The 17,828-nt window shown below is 61.8% G+C and carries 20 protein-coding genes and 1 pseudogene; 12 read left to right on the top strand and 9 right to left on the bottom strand.

Annotated elements, in window-relative coordinates; all coding sequences use genetic code 11:
• Nucleotides 1-20 precede the first annotated feature (20 nt).
• Complete coding sequence (locus GV818_RS12455; protein ID WP_161752389.1) at nucleotides 21-755, top strand: carbonic anhydrase; 735 nt, start codon at nucleotides 21-23, stop codon at nucleotides 753-755.
• 263 nt (nucleotides 756-1,018) lie between these two features.
• Here GV818_RS12455 and GV818_RS12450 read toward each other — a convergent pair whose 3' ends face one another.
• Nucleotides 1,019-1,669, bottom strand: a complete 651-nt coding sequence (locus GV818_RS12450) for a hypothetical protein (protein ID WP_161752387.1) — start codon at nucleotides 1,667-1,669, stop codon at nucleotides 1,019-1,021.
• A gap of 370 nt (nucleotides 1,670-2,039) precedes the next feature.
• Between GV818_RS12450 and coxB the strand changes: the two genes are divergently transcribed.
• The 4 genes from coxB to GV818_RS12430 all read left to right on the top strand — a co-directional run bounded on the left by coxB (nucleotide 2,040) and on the right by GV818_RS12430 (nucleotide 6,437).
• Nucleotides 2,040-3,167: a cytochrome c oxidase subunit II gene (gene coxB / locus GV818_RS12445; RefSeq protein ID WP_161752385.1), complete on the top strand. Its 1,128-nt coding sequence runs from the start codon at nucleotides 2,040-2,042 to the stop codon at nucleotides 3,165-3,167.
• Nucleotides 3,168-3,249: 82 nt separating this feature from the next.
• A complete protein-coding gene (gene ctaD / locus GV818_RS12440; protein ID WP_161752383.1) occupies nucleotides 3,250-4,845 on the top strand; it encodes a cytochrome c oxidase subunit I in 1,596 nt (531 codons plus the stop codon).
• 111 nt (nucleotides 4,846-4,956) lie between these two features.
• Nucleotides 4,957-5,514 (top strand): cytochrome c oxidase assembly protein, encoded by a 558-nt coding sequence (locus GV818_RS12435; RefSeq protein WP_161776684.1) that lies wholly within the window; start codon nucleotides 4,957-4,959, stop codon nucleotides 5,512-5,514.
• A gap of 35 nt (nucleotides 5,515-5,549) precedes the next feature.
• Nucleotides 5,550-6,437 (top strand): cytochrome c oxidase subunit 3, encoded by an 888-nt coding sequence (locus tag GV818_RS12430; protein WP_161752379.1) that lies wholly within the window; start codon nucleotides 5,550-5,552, stop codon nucleotides 6,435-6,437.
• Nucleotides 6,438-6,444: 7 nt separating this feature from the next.
• Here GV818_RS12430 and GV818_RS12425 read toward each other — a convergent pair whose 3' ends face one another.
• Complete coding sequence (locus tag GV818_RS12425; RefSeq protein WP_161752377.1) at nucleotides 6,445-6,648, bottom strand: twin transmembrane helix small protein; 204 nt, start codon at nucleotides 6,646-6,648, stop codon at nucleotides 6,445-6,447.
• A gap of 70 nt (nucleotides 6,649-6,718) precedes the next feature.
• Between GV818_RS12425 and GV818_RS12420 the strand changes: the two genes are divergently transcribed.
• The 5 genes from GV818_RS12420 to GV818_RS12400 are packed head-to-tail and all read left to right on the top strand — an operon-like array spanning nucleotide 6,719 to nucleotide 10,627.
• The gene (locus GV818_RS12420; RefSeq protein ID WP_161776683.1) at nucleotides 6,719-7,459 is read left to right on the top strand and encodes an SURF1 family protein; all 741 of its coding nucleotides are present in this window, start codon (nucleotides 6,719-6,721) and stop codon (nucleotides 7,457-7,459) included.
• Complete coding sequence (locus GV818_RS12415) at nucleotides 7,425-8,015, top strand: hypothetical protein (RefSeq protein WP_161776682.1); 591 nt, start codon at nucleotides 7,425-7,427, stop codon at nucleotides 8,013-8,015. The genes GV818_RS12420 and GV818_RS12415 overlap by 35 nt, the downstream gene beginning before the upstream one ends.
• Before the next feature lie 10 nt (nucleotides 8,016-8,025).
• Nucleotides 8,026-9,105: a COX15/CtaA family protein gene (locus GV818_RS12410; protein WP_161776681.1), complete on the top strand. Its 1,080-nt coding sequence runs from the start codon at nucleotides 8,026-8,028 to the stop codon at nucleotides 9,103-9,105.
• A complete protein-coding gene (cyoE, locus tag GV818_RS12405; RefSeq protein WP_161752369.1) occupies nucleotides 9,093-9,995 on the top strand; it encodes a heme o synthase in 903 nt (300 codons plus the stop codon). Before GV818_RS12410 ends, cyoE begins: the two co-directional genes overlap by 13 nt.
• Nucleotides 9,992-10,627: an SCO family protein gene (locus tag GV818_RS12400; protein WP_161752367.1), complete on the top strand. Its 636-nt coding sequence runs from the start codon at nucleotides 9,992-9,994 to the stop codon at nucleotides 10,625-10,627. Before cyoE ends, GV818_RS12400 begins: the two co-directional genes overlap by 4 nt.
• A gap of 93 nt (nucleotides 10,628-10,720) precedes the next feature.
• On the opposite strand, the gene GV818_RS12395 is transcribed toward GV818_RS12400, so the two are convergent.
• From GV818_RS12395 to GV818_RS12385, 3 genes are read right to left on the bottom strand one after another with little or no spacing between them, the layout of a single operon-like run.
• A complete protein-coding gene (locus GV818_RS12395) occupies nucleotides 10,721-11,494 on the bottom strand; it encodes a MetQ/NlpA family ABC transporter substrate-binding protein (protein WP_161752365.1) in 774 nt (257 codons plus the stop codon).
• Between the two features lie 59 nt (nucleotides 11,495-11,553).
• On the bottom strand, nucleotides 11,554-12,228 hold the full coding sequence (locus GV818_RS12390; protein ID WP_161752363.1) for a methionine ABC transporter permease: 675 nt from the start codon (nucleotides 12,226-12,228) through the stop codon (nucleotides 11,554-11,556).
• Nucleotides 12,228-13,235, bottom strand: coding sequence for a methionine ABC transporter ATP-binding protein (locus GV818_RS12385; RefSeq protein WP_161752361.1), 1,008 nt, complete (start codon nucleotides 13,233-13,235; stop codon nucleotides 12,228-12,230). The genes GV818_RS12390 and GV818_RS12385 overlap by 1 nt, the downstream gene beginning before the upstream one ends.
• Before the next feature lie 222 nt (nucleotides 13,236-13,457).
• Here GV818_RS12385 and GV818_RS12380 point away from each other — a divergent pair.
• Nucleotides 13,458-13,927: pseudogene (locus GV818_RS12380) on the top strand (DJ-1/PfpI family protein); the annotation flags it as partial.
• Between the two features lie 60 nt (nucleotides 13,928-13,987).
• On the opposite strand, the gene GV818_RS12375 reads toward GV818_RS12380, so the two are convergent.
• From GV818_RS12375 to zur, 4 genes are read right to left on the bottom strand one after another with little or no spacing between them, the layout of a single operon-like run.
• Nucleotides 13,988-14,707, bottom strand: coding sequence for a PA5502 family lipoprotein (locus GV818_RS12375; RefSeq protein ID WP_161752359.1), 720 nt, complete (start codon nucleotides 14,705-14,707; stop codon nucleotides 13,988-13,990).
• A gap of 37 nt (nucleotides 14,708-14,744) precedes the next feature.
• The gene (gene znuB / locus GV818_RS12370; RefSeq protein ID WP_161752357.1) at nucleotides 14,745-15,533 is read right to left on the bottom strand and encodes a zinc ABC transporter permease subunit ZnuB; all 789 of its coding nucleotides are present in this window, start codon (nucleotides 15,531-15,533) and stop codon (nucleotides 14,745-14,747) included.
• Nucleotides 15,526-16,311 (bottom strand): zinc ABC transporter ATP-binding protein ZnuC, encoded by a 786-nt coding sequence (gene znuC / locus GV818_RS12365; RefSeq protein WP_161752355.1) that lies wholly within the window; start codon nucleotides 16,309-16,311, stop codon nucleotides 15,526-15,528. The genes znuB and znuC overlap by 8 nt, the downstream gene beginning before the upstream one ends.
• The gene (gene zur, locus GV818_RS12360) at nucleotides 16,311-16,793 is read right to left on the bottom strand and encodes a zinc uptake transcriptional repressor Zur (RefSeq protein ID WP_011058466.1); all 483 of its coding nucleotides are present in this window, start codon (nucleotides 16,791-16,793) and stop codon (nucleotides 16,311-16,313) included. The genes znuC and zur overlap by 1 nt, the downstream gene beginning before the upstream one ends.
• Nucleotides 16,794-16,859: 66 nt before the next feature.
• Between zur and GV818_RS12355 the strand changes: the two genes are divergently transcribed.
• Complete coding sequence (locus GV818_RS12355) at nucleotides 16,860-17,780, top strand: zinc ABC transporter substrate-binding protein (RefSeq protein WP_161776680.1); 921 nt, start codon at nucleotides 16,860-16,862, stop codon at nucleotides 17,778-17,780.
• Nucleotides 17,781-17,828 lie beyond the last annotated feature (48 nt).

The following is a 17,828-nucleotide window of genomic DNA, read 5'->3' as shown; positions in this document are numbered from 1 at the left end:
CCGACAGAGAGGCATGAATCATGAGTGATAAGGATAAACAGCCGTTGGCTGCGTCGGCTCCCGCACCCACCGAGGTTGCCGAAACTGCCGATGCAGCGTTGCAGCATATCGTTGACGGCTTTTTGCATTTTCATCATGAAGTCTTCCCGCAGCAGGAAGAATTGTTCAAGAAGCTCGCCACTGCCCAGCGGCCGCGGGCGATGTTCATCGCTTGCGCGGATTCGCGCATCGTTCCCGAGCTGATCACCCAAAGCTCCCCCGGCGACCTGTTCGTGACCCGTAACGTGGGCAACGTGGTGCCACCCTATGGGCAGATGAACGGCGGTGTGTCGACGGCGATCGAATACGCGGTGCTGGCCCTCGGGGTACACCACATCATCGTCTGCGGGCACTCGGACTGCGGCGCCATGCGTGCGGTACTCAACCCGCAAAGCCTGGAGAAGATGCCCACGGTCAAGGCCTGGCTGCGCCACGCCGAAGTGGCCCGGACCATGGTTGACGAGAACTGTGATTGCGCCGATGAAGCCTCGAGCATGCATGTGCTGACCGAGGAGAACGTCATCGCCCAGTTGCAGCATCTGCGCACCCACCCTTCCGTGGCTTCGCGCATGGCCAACGGGCAATTGTTCATCCATGGCTGGGTCTACGACATCGAGACCAGTTCGATCAAGGCCTACGACGCGGACAAGGGCTGCTTCCTGCCGCTCGATGGCACCCACCCGGTGCCCATGGCGACGCCCAAAGCGCGCTTCTAAATCCCCTGTGTGGCTATAGCCAGGACCGCCGTTTGCGTGGTCCGGCTTTGCCACGCCTGGAGTAAATGTCGGGAGAGTTGGGGTTATCGAGGCTCGGGGTTGGAAACGCTGTTTTGCAAGGCGCTTGAGTTCCATCCGCTGGATTGGAGTTGTGTCTGCTGGAGGTTGAAATCGAGGCCTGACTTGAAGGTTGCGATGCGGAGCGGGAGGCTTGGTCCCTTCGCCACAAGACTCGGTTCGAGCCTTGCTGGCGAGGATGGGAGTCAGGCGGCGGGCTGGTCGAGTTCCAGTTCCACGCCTAGCTGGCGTGACAGGCACGGCCAGCGCTTCCAGGCGGCCTCGGTGTCCGGGCTGTTGAGTTTGTCGCGGTAGGCTTCCACTGACTCCAGGGCGAAGCTTTCTTCGTCGAGCATGGCGTCGACCGCGTGATGCACCGCCTCATCCAGCTGGTTGGCGAAGGTCTCGCCGATCAATTGGTGAGCGATCAGGTTGGCGACCGTCATGTCCTGGGGGATCAGTGGACGGCCGAAATGCTTGATGTACAGGTCGTTGACTTCTTCTACCAGGCGCAGTGCCAAGTAGGCTTCGTCCAGCAGGCTGTCGAGGCCGACGTGGCCTTCCATGATGGCCGGAGGCTGGAGGAAGAACTGTTCGGCGATCTTCAGCACGGGTTTGATCTGCGATTCGATACCGGCTTCCCGGGCGACCGCGTTGGCGGCGTCCAGCAGGTCCGGGACCTGATTGATGTAGGCGCTGACGAAACGGGTCATGACGCCCTTGGCGTCGACTTCGGGCAGCAGGATGGCGGGGTGCAGGTGTGGCAGTTGCGTTTCCAACTGACGGGTCAAAAGGCCCGTGCTGGCTTCGTGTTGCTGGGCCAGTTGGATCTGCTCGCGCAGGGCGGCGGTGTTCATGAAAACTCCAGGGAACAAGGGCAATTGAATAGGGAAGACATAAGTTAGCGCGCTCACGAAATCGCCTAAGACGCATTTGTCATAATTATTTCATGCTTAGTCATCACGGTTATATCGTTCTGCCATCCCGGGCCTGCGACTCCTTTCCTACCGTGGCCTGCAACCTCCCTGGCAAGTGTTTCAGCTGATTTACGCCCTGCGTTGCGAGGTGAGAGTCGCTGTCTATACTCGCCCTTGTATGAAGTTAGCTGATGACGCCCGACTGCATGTGCAGCGAAGGCCCGGCGGTTTAAGTTCGTAGTCTAGGCAGCCGCTCCCTTGCCGCAGGTGAAAGCCGGCGGGATAACAAGAACGATAAGGGGAACCCGCAATGATGCGACATCCACATGTCTGGATGGGCCTCCTGTTGTGGTCGATATTCAGCCAGGCGCAGGCCGCCTGGACCGTGAATATGACGCCTGGGGCTACCGAGATAAGCCACGCGGTATTCGACCTGCACATGACCATCTTCTGGATCTGTGTGGTGATCGGCGTCATCGTCTTCGGCGCGATGTTCTGGTCAATGATCGTTCACCGTCGCTCCACCGGCCAGGTCCCGGCCAAGTTCCACGAAAGCACCACCGTGGAAATCCTCTGGACCATCATCCCTTTCCTGATCCTGGTGGCCATGGCAGTGCCTGCAACCGCGACCCTGATCAAAATGTACGACACCAGTGAGCCGGACGTGGACATTCAGGTCACCGGCTACCAGTGGAAGTGGCACTACAAATACCTGGGCCAGGATGTGGAGTTCTTCAGCAACCTGGCGACCCCCGCCGAGCAGATTCACAACAAGGCCGCCAAGGGCGAGCACTACCTGTTGGAAGTCGACCAGCCGCTGGTGCTGCCGGTGGGCGCCAAGGTGCGTTTCCTGGTGACCGCCGCCGATGTCATCCACTCCTGGTGGGTACCGGCCTTTGCGGTCAAGCGCGATGCCATCCCCGGTTTCGTCAACGAAGCCTGGACGCGGGTTGACCAGCCCGGGATCTACCGTGGCCAGTGCGCCGAGCTGTGTGGCAAGGATCACGGCTTCATGCCGATCGTGGTCGAGGTCAAGAGCCAGGCCGACTATGACACCTGGATGGGCGAGCGCAAGGCCGAGGCCGCCAAGCTCAAGGAGCTGACCAGCAAGGAATGGACCCTCGACGAACTGGTGGCCCGTGGCGACAAGATCTATCACACCACCTGCGTTGCCTGTCACCAGGCGGAGGGCCAGGGCCTGCCGCCGATGTTCCCGGCGCTCAAGGGTTCGAAGATTGCCACCGGCCCCAAGGAGGCTCACCTGAGCCTGGTGTTCCACGGCAAGCCGGGTACTGCCATGGCGGCCTTCGGCAAGCAGCTGTCTGAAGTCGACATTGCTGCGGTAGTGACCTACGAGCGCAACGCCTGGGGCAACAACAAGGGTGACATGGTCACGCCCAAGGAAGTCCTGGCGCTGAAACAGGCGGAAAGCAAATGAGCCGGCCTTTCGGGTATTTGCGCAACCGGTCGCGGCACGCCGCCGCCGATCATCCAGTCCATTCGCTCGCAGGAGACAGGACATGAGTACTGTGATCGATGACCACGGCCAAGCCGGCCATGATGACCACGCCCATGGCCCCGCCAAAGGCCTGATGCGCTGGGTACTGACCACCAACCACAAGGACATCGGGACTCTGTACCTGTGGTTCAGCTTCTGCATGTTCCTCCTGGGTGGTTCCTTCGCCATGGTGATCCGCGCCGAGTTGTTCCAGCCCGGGTTGCAGATCGTCGAGCCGGCGTTCTTCAACCAGATGACTACCATGCACGGCCTGGTGATGGTCTTCGGTGCGGTGATGCCGGCTTTCGTCGGCCTGGCCAACTGGATGATCCCGCTGATGATCGGCGCGCCGGACATGGCCCTGCCACGGATGAACAACTTCAGCTTCTGGCTGCTGCCGGCGGCCTTCCTGCTGCTGGTCTCGACCCTGTTCATGCCCGGTGGCGGGCCGAACTTCGGCTGGACCTTCTACGCCCCGCTGTCCACCACCTATGCGCCGGAAAGCGTGACGTTCTTCATCTTCGCCATCCACCTGATGGGCATCAGTTCGATCATGGGAGCGATCAACGTAATCGCCACCATCCTCAACCTGCGTGCCCCGGGCATGACCCTGATGAAGATGCCGCTGTTTGTCTGGACCTGGCTGATCACCGCGTTCCTGCTGATTGCGGTGATGCCGGTACTGGCCGGCTGCGTGACCATGATGCTGATGGACATCCACTTTGGCACCAGCTTCTTCAGCGCTGCCGGCGGCGGTGACCCGGTGCTGTTCCAGCACGTGTTCTGGTTCTTCGGCCACCCCGAGGTGTACATCATGATCCTGCCGGCCTTCGGCGCGGTCAGCTCGATCATCCCGACCTTCAGCCGCAAGCCGCTGTTCGGCTACACCTCGATGGTCTATGCCACCGGGGCCATCGCTTTCCTGTCGTTCATCGTCTGGGCGCACCACATGTTCGTAGTGGGCATCCCGCTGGTGGGCGAACTGTTCTTCATGTACGCCACCCTGCTGATCGCCGTGCCCACCGGGGTCAAGGTGTTCAACTGGGTGAGCACCATGTGGCAGGGCTCGCTGACCTTCGAGACGCCGATGCTGTTCGCCGTGGCCTTTGTCATCCTGTTCACCATTGGCGGTTTCTCCGGGCTGATGCTGGCCATCGCCCCGGCGGACTTCCAGTACCAGGACACCTACTTCGTGGTGGCGCACTTCCACTACGTGCTGGTGCCTGGAGCGATCTTCGGGATCTTCGCCTCGGCCTACTACTGGCTGCCCAAGTGGACCGGGCACATGTACGACGAAACCTTGGGCAAGCTGCACTTCTGGCTGTCCTTTGTCGGCATGAACATGGCGTTCTTCCCCATGCACTTTGTCGGGCTGGCGGGCATGCCGCGGCGGATTCCGGATTACAACCTGCAGTTCGCCGACTTCAACATGGTTTCGTCCATCGGGGCTTTCACCTTTGGCGCGACACAGATCTTCTTCCTGTTCATCGTCATCAAGACCATCCGTGGCGGCAAGCCGGCTCCGGCCAAACCCTGGGAAGGCGCCGAGGGGCTGGAATGGAGCATTCCATCACCGGCGCCGTATCACACCTTTGTCACGCCGCCGGAAGTGAAATGAACATCTGTGTTGTAGGAGCGAGCTTGCTCGCGAAGGCGTCGGGCCAGGCGCTAGAAGGCGTCGCCCGCTTCGCCGGCAAGCCGGCTCCTACAAGTTCGGGAGGGGCTTGAGATGGCCGATATTTCGTTGAAGAAGCTGGTCACCCGCCTGTTGCTGGTGGTGGTGGCGATGTTTGTCTTCGGCTTTGCCCTGGTGCCGATCTACGACGTGATGTGCAAGGCCCTGGGGATCAATGGCAAGACCGGTGGGCAGTACTCGGCGCAAGGTGAGCAGGTGGATGTGTCGCGTCAGATACGGGTGCAGTTCCTGTCCACCAACGCCATCGACATGGTCTGGGATTTCTACCCCAAGGCCGATGACATCGTGGTCCATCCGGGGGCCGTGAACGAGATGATTTTCGTCGCCCGCAACCCTAGCAACCACCCGATGAGCGCCCAGGCGATCCCGAGCATTTCCCCCAGCAGTGCGGCCATGTATTTCCACAAGACCGAGTGTTTCTGCTTCACCCAGCAAGTGCTGCAACCCGGCGAGAAGATCGAGATGCCGGTGCGTTTCATTGTCGATCGCGACATGCCCAAGGATGTGAAGCACCTGACGCTGGCTTACACGCTGTTCGATATCACCGCGCGTCATCCACCGGTGGCGGTCAGCGCCAAGACGGGTGGTTAAGAGGTTCCAGCGTGACCGATTAAGGAGAACAATAAATGGCGACTCATGAGCACTATTACGTTCCCGCACAGAGCAAGTGGCCGATCATCGCGACGGTGGGCATGTTTGTCACCATGTTCGGCCTGGCAACCTGGTTCAACGACCTCAAGGCGGCGCGCCCGGAATCCCATGGCCCGTTGATCTTCTTCGTCGGCGGCTTGTTGCTGGCCTACATGCTGTTCGGCTGGTTCGGCGCGGTGATCAAGGAAAGCCGTGCCGGTCTCTACAGCGCCCAGCTTGATCGCTCGTTCCGCTGGGGCATGAGCTGGTTCATCTTCTCCGAAGTGATGTTCTTCATGGCCTTCTTTGGCGCGCTGTTCTACGTGCGTCATCTGTCCGGACCCTGGCTGGGAGGCGAAGGCCACAAAGGCATCGCCCATATGCTCTGGCCGAACTTCGAGTTCGTCTGGCCGCTGCTCAACAACCCCGATCCGAAACTCTTTCCCTCGCCCAAGGGCACCATCAGTCCCTGGGGCCTGCCGCTGCTCAACACCGTGCTGCTGGTGAGCTCCAGCGTCACGGTGACCATTGCCCACCATGCGTTGAAAAAGGGCCATCGCGGGGCGCTGAAAATCTGGCTGGCGCTGACCGTGTTGCTGGGCTGCGGGTTTCTCGGCTTTCAGGCTCAAGAGTACATCCACGCCTATCACGAGCTTGGTCTGACGCTGGGGTCGGGTGTCTACGGCGCGACCTTCTTCATGCTCACCGGGTTTCACGGTGCCCACGTGACCATCGGCACGTTGATCCTGTTCGTGATGCTGATGCGCATCATGCGTGGGCATTTCGACGCCGAGCACCAGTTCGGCTTCGAAGCCGCCAGTTGGTACTGGCACTTCGTCGATGTGGTCTGGATCGGTTTGTTCGTTTTCGTCTACGTGCTCTAAGGCAGTCTTACCAGGGGGCGTGGGATACCAACTGACCGCTGAAGAAGCCCCAGGCGATAAGGCCGACGGTGATCGCGGCCAGGCATACACGAATGCTCAGGGACGTCAGCAGGCGCTTGGATTGACTGTCGTCCTTGACCAGAAAGAACAGGCCGCTGAACAGGCTGATAACCGTGGCAATCAGCGTCAGGACGATGGCTGCTTTGAGCATGGTGGGACTCCGGGGGAAGCGCGATGCACATCAGTGTAGCGAGTCGATTTCATAACTTTGCGGGCAGGCCATGAAGGGCTTCCGGCCGGGAGTCGTGCCGACCCTGGTGGTGCTGTTGCTGCTGCCGGTGCTGGTTTCCCTGGGCTTTTGGCAGCTGGGCCGCGGCGAGCAGAAACGCCAATTGCTAAGCAGCTATGCCGAACGCCGTGCGGCTGAACCGGTGGCTTTGTTCGAGCTGTTGGCCGCCGAGGATCCGGCCTTTCGCCGGGTCCGCTTGCATGGTCATTTCGATGGGGATCACAGCCTGTTGCTGGATAACCGCATGCACGACGGCAAGGTTGGGGTCGAGCTGCTGCAGCCCTTTCTCGACCAGGCCAGCGGTCGTTGGTTGCTGGTCAATCGCGGCTGGCTGCCCTGGCCCGACCGGCGCACGCCACCGGTGTTCAACACCCCGGAACAGAGCCTGAGCCTGGATGCCTGGGTTTACATTTCTCCGGGCACTGCGTTCCAGCTGCATGCCGACCCGGCCGGCGCTTCCTGGCCACGGTTAATCACCGCGGTAGCCCCAGAGGCGTTATGGGCCGAACTGGGGCGCAGTGGCTTCAACCATGAAGTGCGCCAGGAGTCTGGTCCTGGTGCCTACCTGACCGAATGGCCGGTGGTCGCCATGGGCCCGGAAAAACATCAGGCCTATGCGGTGCAGTGGTTCGCCATGGCCCTGGCCCTGTTCGCCCTCTACCTCTATTTCGGCTGGCACAACACACGGGAGAAACGCCATGGGAGCGGCCATGAATCCACCCAACATCACTGATGCCCAAGCGCCCAATCGGCGCCGTGGTCGCTGGCAGCTGATCCTCATCCTGCTGATGGTCATTGGCCCGATGATCCTGGCCACCGGCATGTACAAGCTGCAGTTCTGGGTGCCGGAAAGCCGCAGCTATCACGGCGAAATGATCGGCAACGGGCAGACCCGTGCCGAGATCGGCGTGCAGTCCGAGGAGGATCGCTGGCAGATCCTGGTCACCGCACCCAAGGGCTGTTCGGTGGATTGTCAGCAGTTGGTGTACCTGGCGCGGCAGATCCAGGTGGCCTTGGGGCGCGATGCCTCCCGGGCCAGCCATGCCTTGGCCAGCGCCCAGCCGCTGAGCGCCGAGTACGAAGCCAAGCTGCAGCGCGAATACCCGCAGTTGCAACGCTATCCGCTGGACCTGGCGGCTTTCAGCAAGAGTGCCAACGACAAGGATGCGCCACAGCTGTGGATCGTCGACCCCCACAGCAACCTGGTGCTGCGCTATGACGCCCGGGTCAAGGGCAAGGACCTGCTCAACGACCTGCGCCATCTGCTGAAACTGTCGAACATCGGATAAGGACTTCGTCATGGCCAAACCTGGATTTCGCCTCGCGTTGTTTGCCACCTTGCTGGCCCTGATTGTGGTGCTGCTCGGTGCTTACACCCGGCTGACCCACGCTGGCCTCGGCTGCCCGGACTGGCCCGGTTGCTATGGCTTTATCAGCGTGCCCAAGAGCGAAGCCCAGCTGGCCCACGCCGAGTTGCATTTTCCCGAGGCTCCGGTGGAAGCCCACAAGGGCTGGAACGAGATGATCCACCGCTATTTCGCCGGCACCCTGGGCCTGTTGATTGTGCTTCTGGCGGCTCGTGCCTGGACCCATCGCCGGCATCCCGGGCAGCCCCTGAAGTTACCGCTGTTGCTCTTGGCCGTGGTGTTCGCCCAGGCAGCCTTCGGCATGTGGACCGTAACCCTCAAGCTTTGGCCGCAAGTGGTTACCGCGCACCTGCTGGGCGGTTTCGCTACCTTGAGCCTGTTGTTTCTGCTGACCTTGCGCCTGTCCGGTGTGCTGCCTGCGTTGATTGTGCCGCGCCGCCTGCAATATTGGGCGACTGCGGGGCTGGTACTGGTGATCGGACAGATCGCCCTGGGAGGCTGGGTGAGTTCCAACTACGCTGCGGTGGCCTGTATCGACCTGCCGACCTGCCACGGGCAGTGGTGGCCGAACATGGATTTTGCCAACGGCTTTCACCTGACTCAGCACATCGGGCCGAACTACCTGGGTGGGCAACTGGACAGTGATGCCCGCACCGCCATCCATATGACCCATCGAGTGGGGGCGCTGCTGGTCACCCTGGTGTTGCTGGGGCTGGCCTGGCAGCTCAGGCAAACGGGCATGACTCGCCTGGCCGGGCTGGTGCTGGTGGCGCTGGCGGCGCAGATCTGCCTGGGCTTGAGCAATGTGTTCTTTCATCTGCCACTGCCGGTGGCGGTGGCGCACAACGCCGGGGGCGCCGCGCTGCTGTTGACCCTGGTGCTGGTCAATTATCACGCCCGAACCAGCTTGGTGCAGGCCCGCGATCGGCTGCCCCTGGGCTGGCGCCTCAGCCCGCGCAAACAGATGGCGGGTCCCATTACCATCAAAGGAGAGATGCCATGGCGACTCTGATTGGCGAGCGTCAGCACCCGCAGGCGATCTGGCGGGACTACCTGGAGCTGACCAAGCCCAAGGTGGTGGTACTGATGCTGATCACCTCGTTGGTGGGCATGTTCCTCGCCACCCGCGCCGGAGTACCGTGGACGGTGCTGGTGTTTGGCAACCTGGGCATTGCTCTGTGCGCCGGCGGCGCGGCGGCGGTCAATCATGTGGTGGACCGACGCATTGATGCGGTGATGGCTCGGACTCACAAGCGCCCGCTGGCTGAAGGCCGGGTTACGCCCCGGGCAGCGCTGGCGTTCGCCGTGCTCCTGGCCCTGGCCGGGCAGGCACTGTTGCTGGCGTTCACCAATCCACTAACGGCCTGGCTGACCCTGGCGTCGCTATTGGGCTACGCAGTGGTCTACACCGGCTTCTTGAAGCGCGCGACGCCGCAGAATATCGTCATCGGCGGCCTTGCCGGAGCGGCCCCGCCGTTGTTGGGCTGGGTCGCCGCGACCGGGCACTTGAGCGCCGAACCGCTGCTGCTGGTGTTGATCATCTTCGCCTGGACCCCGCCGCACTTCTGGGCCCTGGCTATCCATCGCAAGGAGGAGTACGCCAAGGCGGATATCCCGATGCTGCCGGTGACTCACGGCGAGCACTACACCAAGGTGCACATCCTGCTCTATACCTTTGCCCTGCTGGCGGTGAGCCTGCTGCCCTTTGCCATCCACATGAGCGGCGTGCTGTACCTGGTCTGTGCCCTGGCCTTGGGTGGGCGCTTCCTGCAATGGGCCTGGGTGCTGTACCGTGGCACTCGGCCGCACGCGGCGATCAACACCTTCAAGTACTCTATTTATTACTTGTTCCTGCTGTTCATCGCCCTGCTCGTAGACCATTACCTATTGTTGAACCTATGACTCGAACTCAGAAAACCGTCTTTATTCTCGTTGCTCTGGTGGCCCTGGTCCTGGGGTTGACCGTCAACAAAGTACTGTCCGGCAAGGGTCAAGGCGACCCCACTGCATTGATCGATGCCGGGATCATCCTGCTGCCACAGAGCCGTACTCTGCCGGCGGTGAAGATGCTCGACCAGGATGGTCAGCCGGTGGTGATCGACGAATTGAAGGGCAAGTGGTCGTTGCTGTTCTTCGGCTACACCTTCTGCCCGGATATTTGCCCCACCACCCTGGCCCAGCTGCGGCAGATCAAGAGCGAACTGCCCAAGGAGGCGGTGGACAAGCTGCAGGTAATCCTGGTCAGCGTCGATCCCAACCGCGACACCCCGCAGCAGCTCAAGCAGTACCTGGGTTACTTCGACAAGGACTTCAAAGGCCTGACCGCCTCCTCGGTGGAAGACCTGCAGAAGCTCGCCAATGCGGTGAGCATTCCCTTCATCCCGGCGGACACCAGCAAGCCCAACTACACCGTGGACCACAGCGGCAACCTGGCGGTGATCGGGCCGGATGGCAGCCAGCGTGGCTTTATCCGCGCGCCGTTGAACAACCAGAAGCTGGTGGCCCAGTTGCCGGTGATGTTGCAGCGCAAGTAATTCTTTATCGTTCCTCGCCGGCAAGCCGGAGAAAGGACCACTTGAAACGAAACGGGGCGCCCAAAGGCGCCCCGTTCGTGTTTCTGCAACCGATCAGAACGCCGGCACGATCGCGCCTTTGTACTTCTCGAGAATGAATTGCTTCACTTCCGGGCTATGCAGGGCGGCTACCAGTTTCTTCATGGCGTCCGAATCCTTGTCATCAGGACGGGCCACCAGGATGTTCACGTAAGGCGAGTCTTTGCCTTCGATCACCAGGGCGTCCTTGGCCGGATCCAGCTTGGCTTCCAGGGCGTAGTTGGTGTTGATCAGGGCCAGGTCGACCTGGGTCAGCACACGCGGGATGGTGGCGGCTTCCAGTTCACGGAACTTCAGATCTTTGGCGTTCTCGGTGATGTCCTTGATGGTCGCCAGGATATTGTTCGAATCCTTCAGCTTGATCAGGCCTGCCTTGTCCAGCAGCAGCAGGGCGCGGCCGCCGTTGGTGGCGTCGTTGGGGATTACCACGGTAGCGCCGCCCGGCAGTTCGGAGAGTTGCTTGTACTTGTTGGAGTAGGCGCCCAGGGGTTCAATGTGTACGCCGGCCACGCTCACCAGCTTGGTGCCCTTGGCCTTGTTGAACTCATCCAGGTACGGCTGGTGCTGGAAGAAGTTGGCGTCCAGGCGTTTTTCAGCCACTTGCACGTTGGGCTGCACGTAGTCGGTGAAGACCTTGACCTTCAGGTCCACGCCTTCTTTGGCCAGGGCCGGTTTGACGAATTCCAGGATCTCGGCGTGGGGCACCGGTGTGGCGGCCACGGTCAGGGTTTCGGCGGCGTGCGCGGAGAACGCGGCAACGGCTGCGAAAGCGACGAGTAGTTTTTTCATCGAACAAGCTCCTTGTAAGTCGCCCGACCCCGGGCGCCTGCCGGCCAGGACCGGCAATTTTATTTGCGAGAAAAGTGCACCACCAGCTTATCGCCAACGGTTTGCAGAACCTGAACCAATACCAGCAGCAACACCACGGTGACCACCATCACATCGGTCTGGAAGCGCTGGTAGCCGAAGCGGATTGCCAGGTCGCCCAGGCCACCGGCACCGACTACGCCGGCCATGGCGGTGTAGGACACCAGGGTGATCGCGGTCACGGTGATCGCGGCAAAAATGCCCGGCCGAGCCTCCGGGAGCAAGGCGTTGGTAATGATCTGCCGGGTGCTGGCGCCCATGGACTGGGTGGCCTCGATGATGCCGCGATCCACTTCCCGCAGTGCGGTTTCCACCAGTCGGGCAAAGAACGGCGTTGCCCCGACCACCAGCGGCGGAATGGCCCCGGCCACGCCCAGGGAGGTGCCGGTGATCAATACGGTGAAGGGAATCATCACGATCAGCAATATGATGAAGGGCAGTGAGCGCAGGATGTTGACGGCCAGTGACAGCAGCGCATACAGCGACTTCTGTTCGAGCAGTTGGCGCGGGCTGCAGAGGAACAGCAGGACCCCCAGCGGCAGGCCCAGGAGTATGGTGAACAGCAGCGAGCCGCAGAGCATCATCAGGGTGTCGCCGGTGGCCAGCCAGATTTCCAGCCAGTCGATATTGGTGAAGAAACTACTCAGCAGTTCCATTAGCGCAGCACCTCCATGTGGACATCTGCCGCGGTGAAGCGGGCAAAGGCCGCTTCCATGTCACCGCCGGTAATGGCCAGGGTCAGTTGCCCGTAAGGGGTGTCTTTGATGCGGTCGATGCGTCCGGCGAGGATGCTGTAGTCGACCCCGGTCTCCCGGGCCACGGTGCCCAGCAGCGGCGCATAGGTGGCATCGCCCTGGAAGGTCAGGCGCACGATGCGCCCAGGTACGTGGGCAAAGTCGTCGCGTTGTTCGTTTTCGTCGACCTGCTCGTCTTCCTGGACGAAGCGCTTGGTGGTCGGGTGCTTGGGGTGCAGGAACACCTCGGCCACCGAGCCCTGTTCGACGATCACGCCGGCGTCCATTACCGCTACCTGGTCGCAGACGCGGCGGATCACGTCCATTTCGTGGGTGATCAGGACGATGGTCAGGTTCAGCTCGCGGTTGATCTCTGCCAACAGTTGCAGGACCGACGCAGTGGTTTGCGGGTCCAGGGCGCTGGTGGCTTCGTCGCACAGGAGGATTTTTGGCTGGGTGGCCAGGGCGCGGGCGATGCCGACGCGCTGCTTCTGGCCGCCGGACAGTTGCGCCGGGTACTTCTTCGCATGGTCGGACAGGCCGACCCGGTCCAGCAGTTCGGCAACCCGCTTGTCGATTGCGCTGCGCGACAGCTCACCAGCCAGGGTCAGTGGCAAGGCAACGTTGTCGGCCACGGTCTTGGAGGACAGTAGGTTGAAGTGTTGGAAGATCATCCCGACCTGTTGCCGGAAGCGGCGCAAGCCGTTGGCATCCAGTGCAGTGACTTCCTCGCTGTCGACGATGATCTTGCCGCCGCTGGGATTTTCCAGGCGGTTGATCAGGCGCAGCAGAGTACTTTTGCCCGCGCCGGAGTGGCCGATCAGGCCGAACACCTGGCCATTCTCGACCCGAAGACTGGTCGGGTGCAGGGCGGGAATATCCTTACCGGCGACCCGGTAAGTTTTATGGACGTTTTGAAACTCGATCACGTAGCGAACCTTGTGGGGCGCGTTAGAAAAGGATCAGCGGTTAGCCGGGCGCGCATTTTAGCCTGTCCGTATAGAGGTTCTTAGCATTTATTTCGCAATCATCATGCCATTTGGCAATAACGCGATCAAAGGTCATGAAAAAGGAACGGCCGCGGTTTCTCACCATTCGCTGCTTGAGCCTCTCGAAAGCCCCAGGTGCCGTGCCAGTGGGTATTTGTTCATGAAGTCCCTCTGTCGCGCTCGCCCGCCCTGAGCCAGGCGAACCTGCTGTCGGGATGGTGTCGATGGTGCGGTCATCGAGGCCTTGAAGAAGGCACTGAAAGCCCAGGGTGCGCACGCCAAGCTGCTAGGGCCGAGTCAGCGCCGGTGACCACTGCGGATGGCCAGAGCCTGGCGGTTGATGCCTCTATGGAAGGTTTGCCATCGGTGGCGTTCGACGCCGTGTTCGTCCCGGGCGGCGGCCAATCGATCAAAGCCCTGAGCGGTAACGGCGTGGCGTTGCATTACCTGTTGGAGGCCTCAAGGCGATTGCCTTGCACGGCGAAGCCCGAGAGCTACTGCATGTGCTCAGGCTGGAAGCGGATGAGGGGTTGATCGTGGGTGTGGATGCCAAGGCATTCAAGGCGTTCTTTGCCGCCATTGCCCAGCATCGGGTCTGGGATCGAGAAGAAAAGGCCAAGGCAATTCCGGCCTTAACAACTCATCGCCAACAAGCCTGCTCCCCTGTAGGAGCCGGCTTGCCGGTGATGGCGTCATTGCGCCTTGTGTGGGCTCAGCACCATCTGTGCCGGCACGTGGCGCACGATCTGCCGGCTGATCTTCTGTTCGAAGTCGGCGTCGAGTTTTTTCACTCGTTTGCTCAGCAAGGTCGACAGCCAAGGATAATCCTCGGTGCGTGGTACCTGAATGCTCACATCGCACTGGTAATTCACCACGTCGGCAGCCAGGGCATCGAGTTGCCGACGCAGCTTGCGGATATCGGTGACATTCAGGGCAATAGTGGTGCTTTGGGCTGTAGGGTCGATCAGCTTGGCCGCTGGCCGTGCCTCGGCAGCCTTCAAGGCGGCCTCGGCCTGGTCCAGCTCGGCCTTGCGCGCATGAGCAATGGCACTGTTGACCCCGCCGGTCAGTGCTGGCGCCTTGGGCATCAGCGCTCGGGCTCGGCTCAGGGCGGTGGCTGCGGCATTCACATCGCCTTTTTGCAGGACGATCTGGCTGCGCTGCAGATAAGCTTCGGCCAACTGCCGTTGGTACTGCACCAACTGCGGATCATCAGGCGTCTGCGCCTGCAATGCGCTCAGCTGGTCTTCGGCGGTGGCCAGTTCGCTGCTGGCGATGTTTTGTTCCAGCTGCGCGATGGCCGTGGCCCGGGCATCGGGGACCTCGGTGGCCGCCGGTGGCGTGCTTTGGCAGGCCCCGAGCAGCAGGGAAAAGGCGACAAGGAGCAAATAACGGGAGGCGAACGGCTTCATTCCTGCGACTCTCTAATTGCGCAAAAAGCGAGCAAGTCTACACCCCTCGACGGGGCAGAACAAAACTCAGCAGAAACAGTGCGGCGGCCGTGACCACGATCGACGGCCCGGCCGGGGTGTCCTTGAACCAGGACAGCGCCAGTCCGCCGCAGACTGCAAGCATGCCCAGCAGGCTCGCGCCCAGGGCCATCTGCTCCGGCGAGCGGGCGTGTCGTTGCGCCGCCGCTGCTGGAATGATCAGCAGCGAGGTGATCAGCAATACCCCGACAATCTTCATTGCCACGGCGATCACTACGGCGATCAACAGCATCAGCGTCATGCGCAGCGAGGCCACGGGCAGGCCTTCGACCCTGGCCAGTTCCTCATGCACGGTGATCGCCAGCAAGGGGCGCCACAGGGCCACTAGCAGCAACAGCACCGCCGCGCTGCCGCCGAGAATCCACGCCAGGTCAGTGGGGCTGATCGCCAGCAGGTCACCGAACAGGTAGGCCATCAGATCGATCCGCACTTCATGCATGAAGCTTAGTACCACCAGGCCCAGAGACAGGGTGCTAGGCGCAAGAATCCCCAGCAGCGTGTCAGATGCCAGCGGCTGGCGTTGTTGCAGGGTCACCAGCAGCACCGCCAGCAGCAGGCAACCCACAGTGACCGCCACCGCCGGGCTGATATCCAGCAGGAAACCCAGGGCCACGCCCAACAGTGCGGCGTGGGACAGGGTGTCGCCAAAATAGGCCATGCGCCGCCAGACCACGAAGGACCCCAAGGGGCCGGCGACCACCGCCAGAGCCAAACCTGCGAGCAGGGCGTAGAGCAGAAAATCAGCCATGCTTGCAGTTTTCTCCATGAACATGGGCGTGGCCCGTTGCGGGCTGGGTCACCACCGAGCCGTGCAGATCGTGGGCGTGGTCGTGATGGTGGTGGTAGATCGCCAGGCTCGGCGCGTTCTTGCCGAACAGTTCGACGAAGGCCGGGTCGCCGCTGACCTGCTCGGGATGTCCGGAGCAGCAGACGTGACGGTTGAGGCAGACCACCTGGTCGGTGGTGCTCATGACTAGGTGCAGGTCATGGGAAACCATCAGCACGCCACAGCCGTGACGGTCCCGCAGGCGGGTAATCAGGCTGTAGAGTTCGGCCTGGCCGGCCACATCGACGCCTTGCACCGGTTCGTCGAGCACCAGCAGTTCCGGCTCGCGCAGCAGGGCCCGGGCCAGCAGCACTCGCTGCATCTCGCCACCGGAAATGCTTTGCACCGGGCTGTCGATCACCTGTTCGGCGCCGACTTCCTTGAGTGCTGCCAGTGCACGGATGCGGTCCACGCCTGGCACCAGGCGCAGGAAACGCAGCACCGACAGTGGCAAGGTTGGGTCGACATGAAGCTTCTGCGGCATATAGCCAACCCGCAGCTTGGGCTTGCGCCAGACACTGCCGCTGTCGGGCTTGAGCAGCCCGAGCACGGCACGCACCAGGGTGGTCTTGCCGGCGCCGTTGGGGCCGATCAGGGTGACGATCTGCCCGGGTTCGACGTTGAGCTGGATATTGTCCAGCACGTTCTGCCCGGCAAAGGTCACCGTGACCTGCTCAAGGCGGATCAGCGCAGTGCTCATCAAGCCCCCTGGCAACCCGAGCAGAGCCCGACCACTTCAACGGTCTGGCCTTCGACCACGAAGCCGACGTCGCGGGCGCTGCTGATGATGGCGTCGCTGATGGATTTCTGTTCGAGCTCAATGGCCGCGTGGCACTCGCGGCAGATCAGGAATTGACCCTGATGCGCGTGTTCCGGGTGGTTGCAGCCGACGAAGGCATTGAGCGAAGCAATGCGGTGCACCAGGCCGTTTTCCAGGAGGAAATCCAGCGCGCGATAAACCGTCGGCGGTGCCGCGCGACGACCGTCCTGCTCGCTGAGCACGGCGAGAATGTCGTAGGCCCCCAGGGGCTTGTGGCTTTGCCACACCAACTCCAGCACCCGCCGGCGCAAGGCCGTCAGGCGCAGGCCCTGCCGTGCGCACAGGGCGTCGGCCTCAGACAGTGCGCTGTGCACGCAGTGAGAGTGGTCGTGTGGACGGCTGGCAAGCGGTGTTTTGGGCATGAGCGGCGACGAGGTTTGTGAGAGACGTTATTATGTTACCTGTTCTTGCCTCTTCGAGTGTCCATCGTGCCCAGACTTTTTCGCCTTTTTGTTGCTTTTACCTTCAGTTTGTTTGCGATCGGCTCAGCCCAGGCCGAAGTTCGGGTACTCACCAGCATCAAGCCCCTGCAGTTGATCGCCGCGGCGGTGCAAGACGGCGTGGCGGTTCCCGAGGTGCTATTGCCGCCGGGGGCTTCGCCACACAACTACGCGCTGCGCCCTTCCGACGTACGCAAGGTGCAGACCGTGGACTTGCTGTACTGGGTCGGACCGGACATGGAGGGTTTCTTGCCGCGGGTTTTGAAAGGCCGCAGTCTGCCATCGGTGGCGGTGCAGGATCTGCCCGGAATGAAGCTTCGTCATTTTGCCGAAGATAGCCACTCCCACGCCGAAGATGCCGACGAACATGACCATGATCATCGTCCCGGCACCCTGGATGCGCATCTGTGGCTGTCGCCGGTCAATGCTCGGGTGATTGCCGCTCGCATCGCCGCTGACCTGAGCGCGGCTGAACCGGCCAACGCCGCTCGCTATCAGAGCAACCTGAAAGCTTTCAATGAACGTCTGGATGCTCTGGATATCCGCTTGAAAGCGCGCCTGGCGGGAGTCGTCGGCAAACCCTACTTTGTGTTCCACGAAGCGTTCGACTACTTCGAGGACGCTTATGGCCTCAAGCACACCGGAGTGTTCAGCGTTGCCGCAGAAGTGCAGCCGGGAGCGCAGCACGTCGCGGCGATGCGTGCACGGTTGCAACAGGTGGGCAAGACCTGCGTGTTCAGTGAGCCGCCTTTGCGTCCGCGACTGGCGGAGACATTGGTAGCTGGGCTGCCGGTGACGTTGGCGGAGCTGGATGCCTTGGGTGGCTACACACCGGCTACCGCGCAGGGGTACGAGCAGGTGCTGGAGAAGCTCGGGAATGACCTGGCGGGCTGCCTGGAGCAGTTGTAAGCGGGGATTGTGGCGGGATGCTTTCGCGGGCAATCCCGCTCCTACAGG

Origin of the sequence: Pseudomonas sp. Fl4BN1 (genome assembly GCF_009908285.1) — a bacterium.
GTDB lineage: Bacteria > Pseudomonadota > Gammaproteobacteria > Pseudomonadales > Pseudomonadaceae > Aquipseudomonas.
Note: the sequence above shows the minus strand (reverse complement) of the source record. Positions and strands in the feature narration are given on the sequence as shown.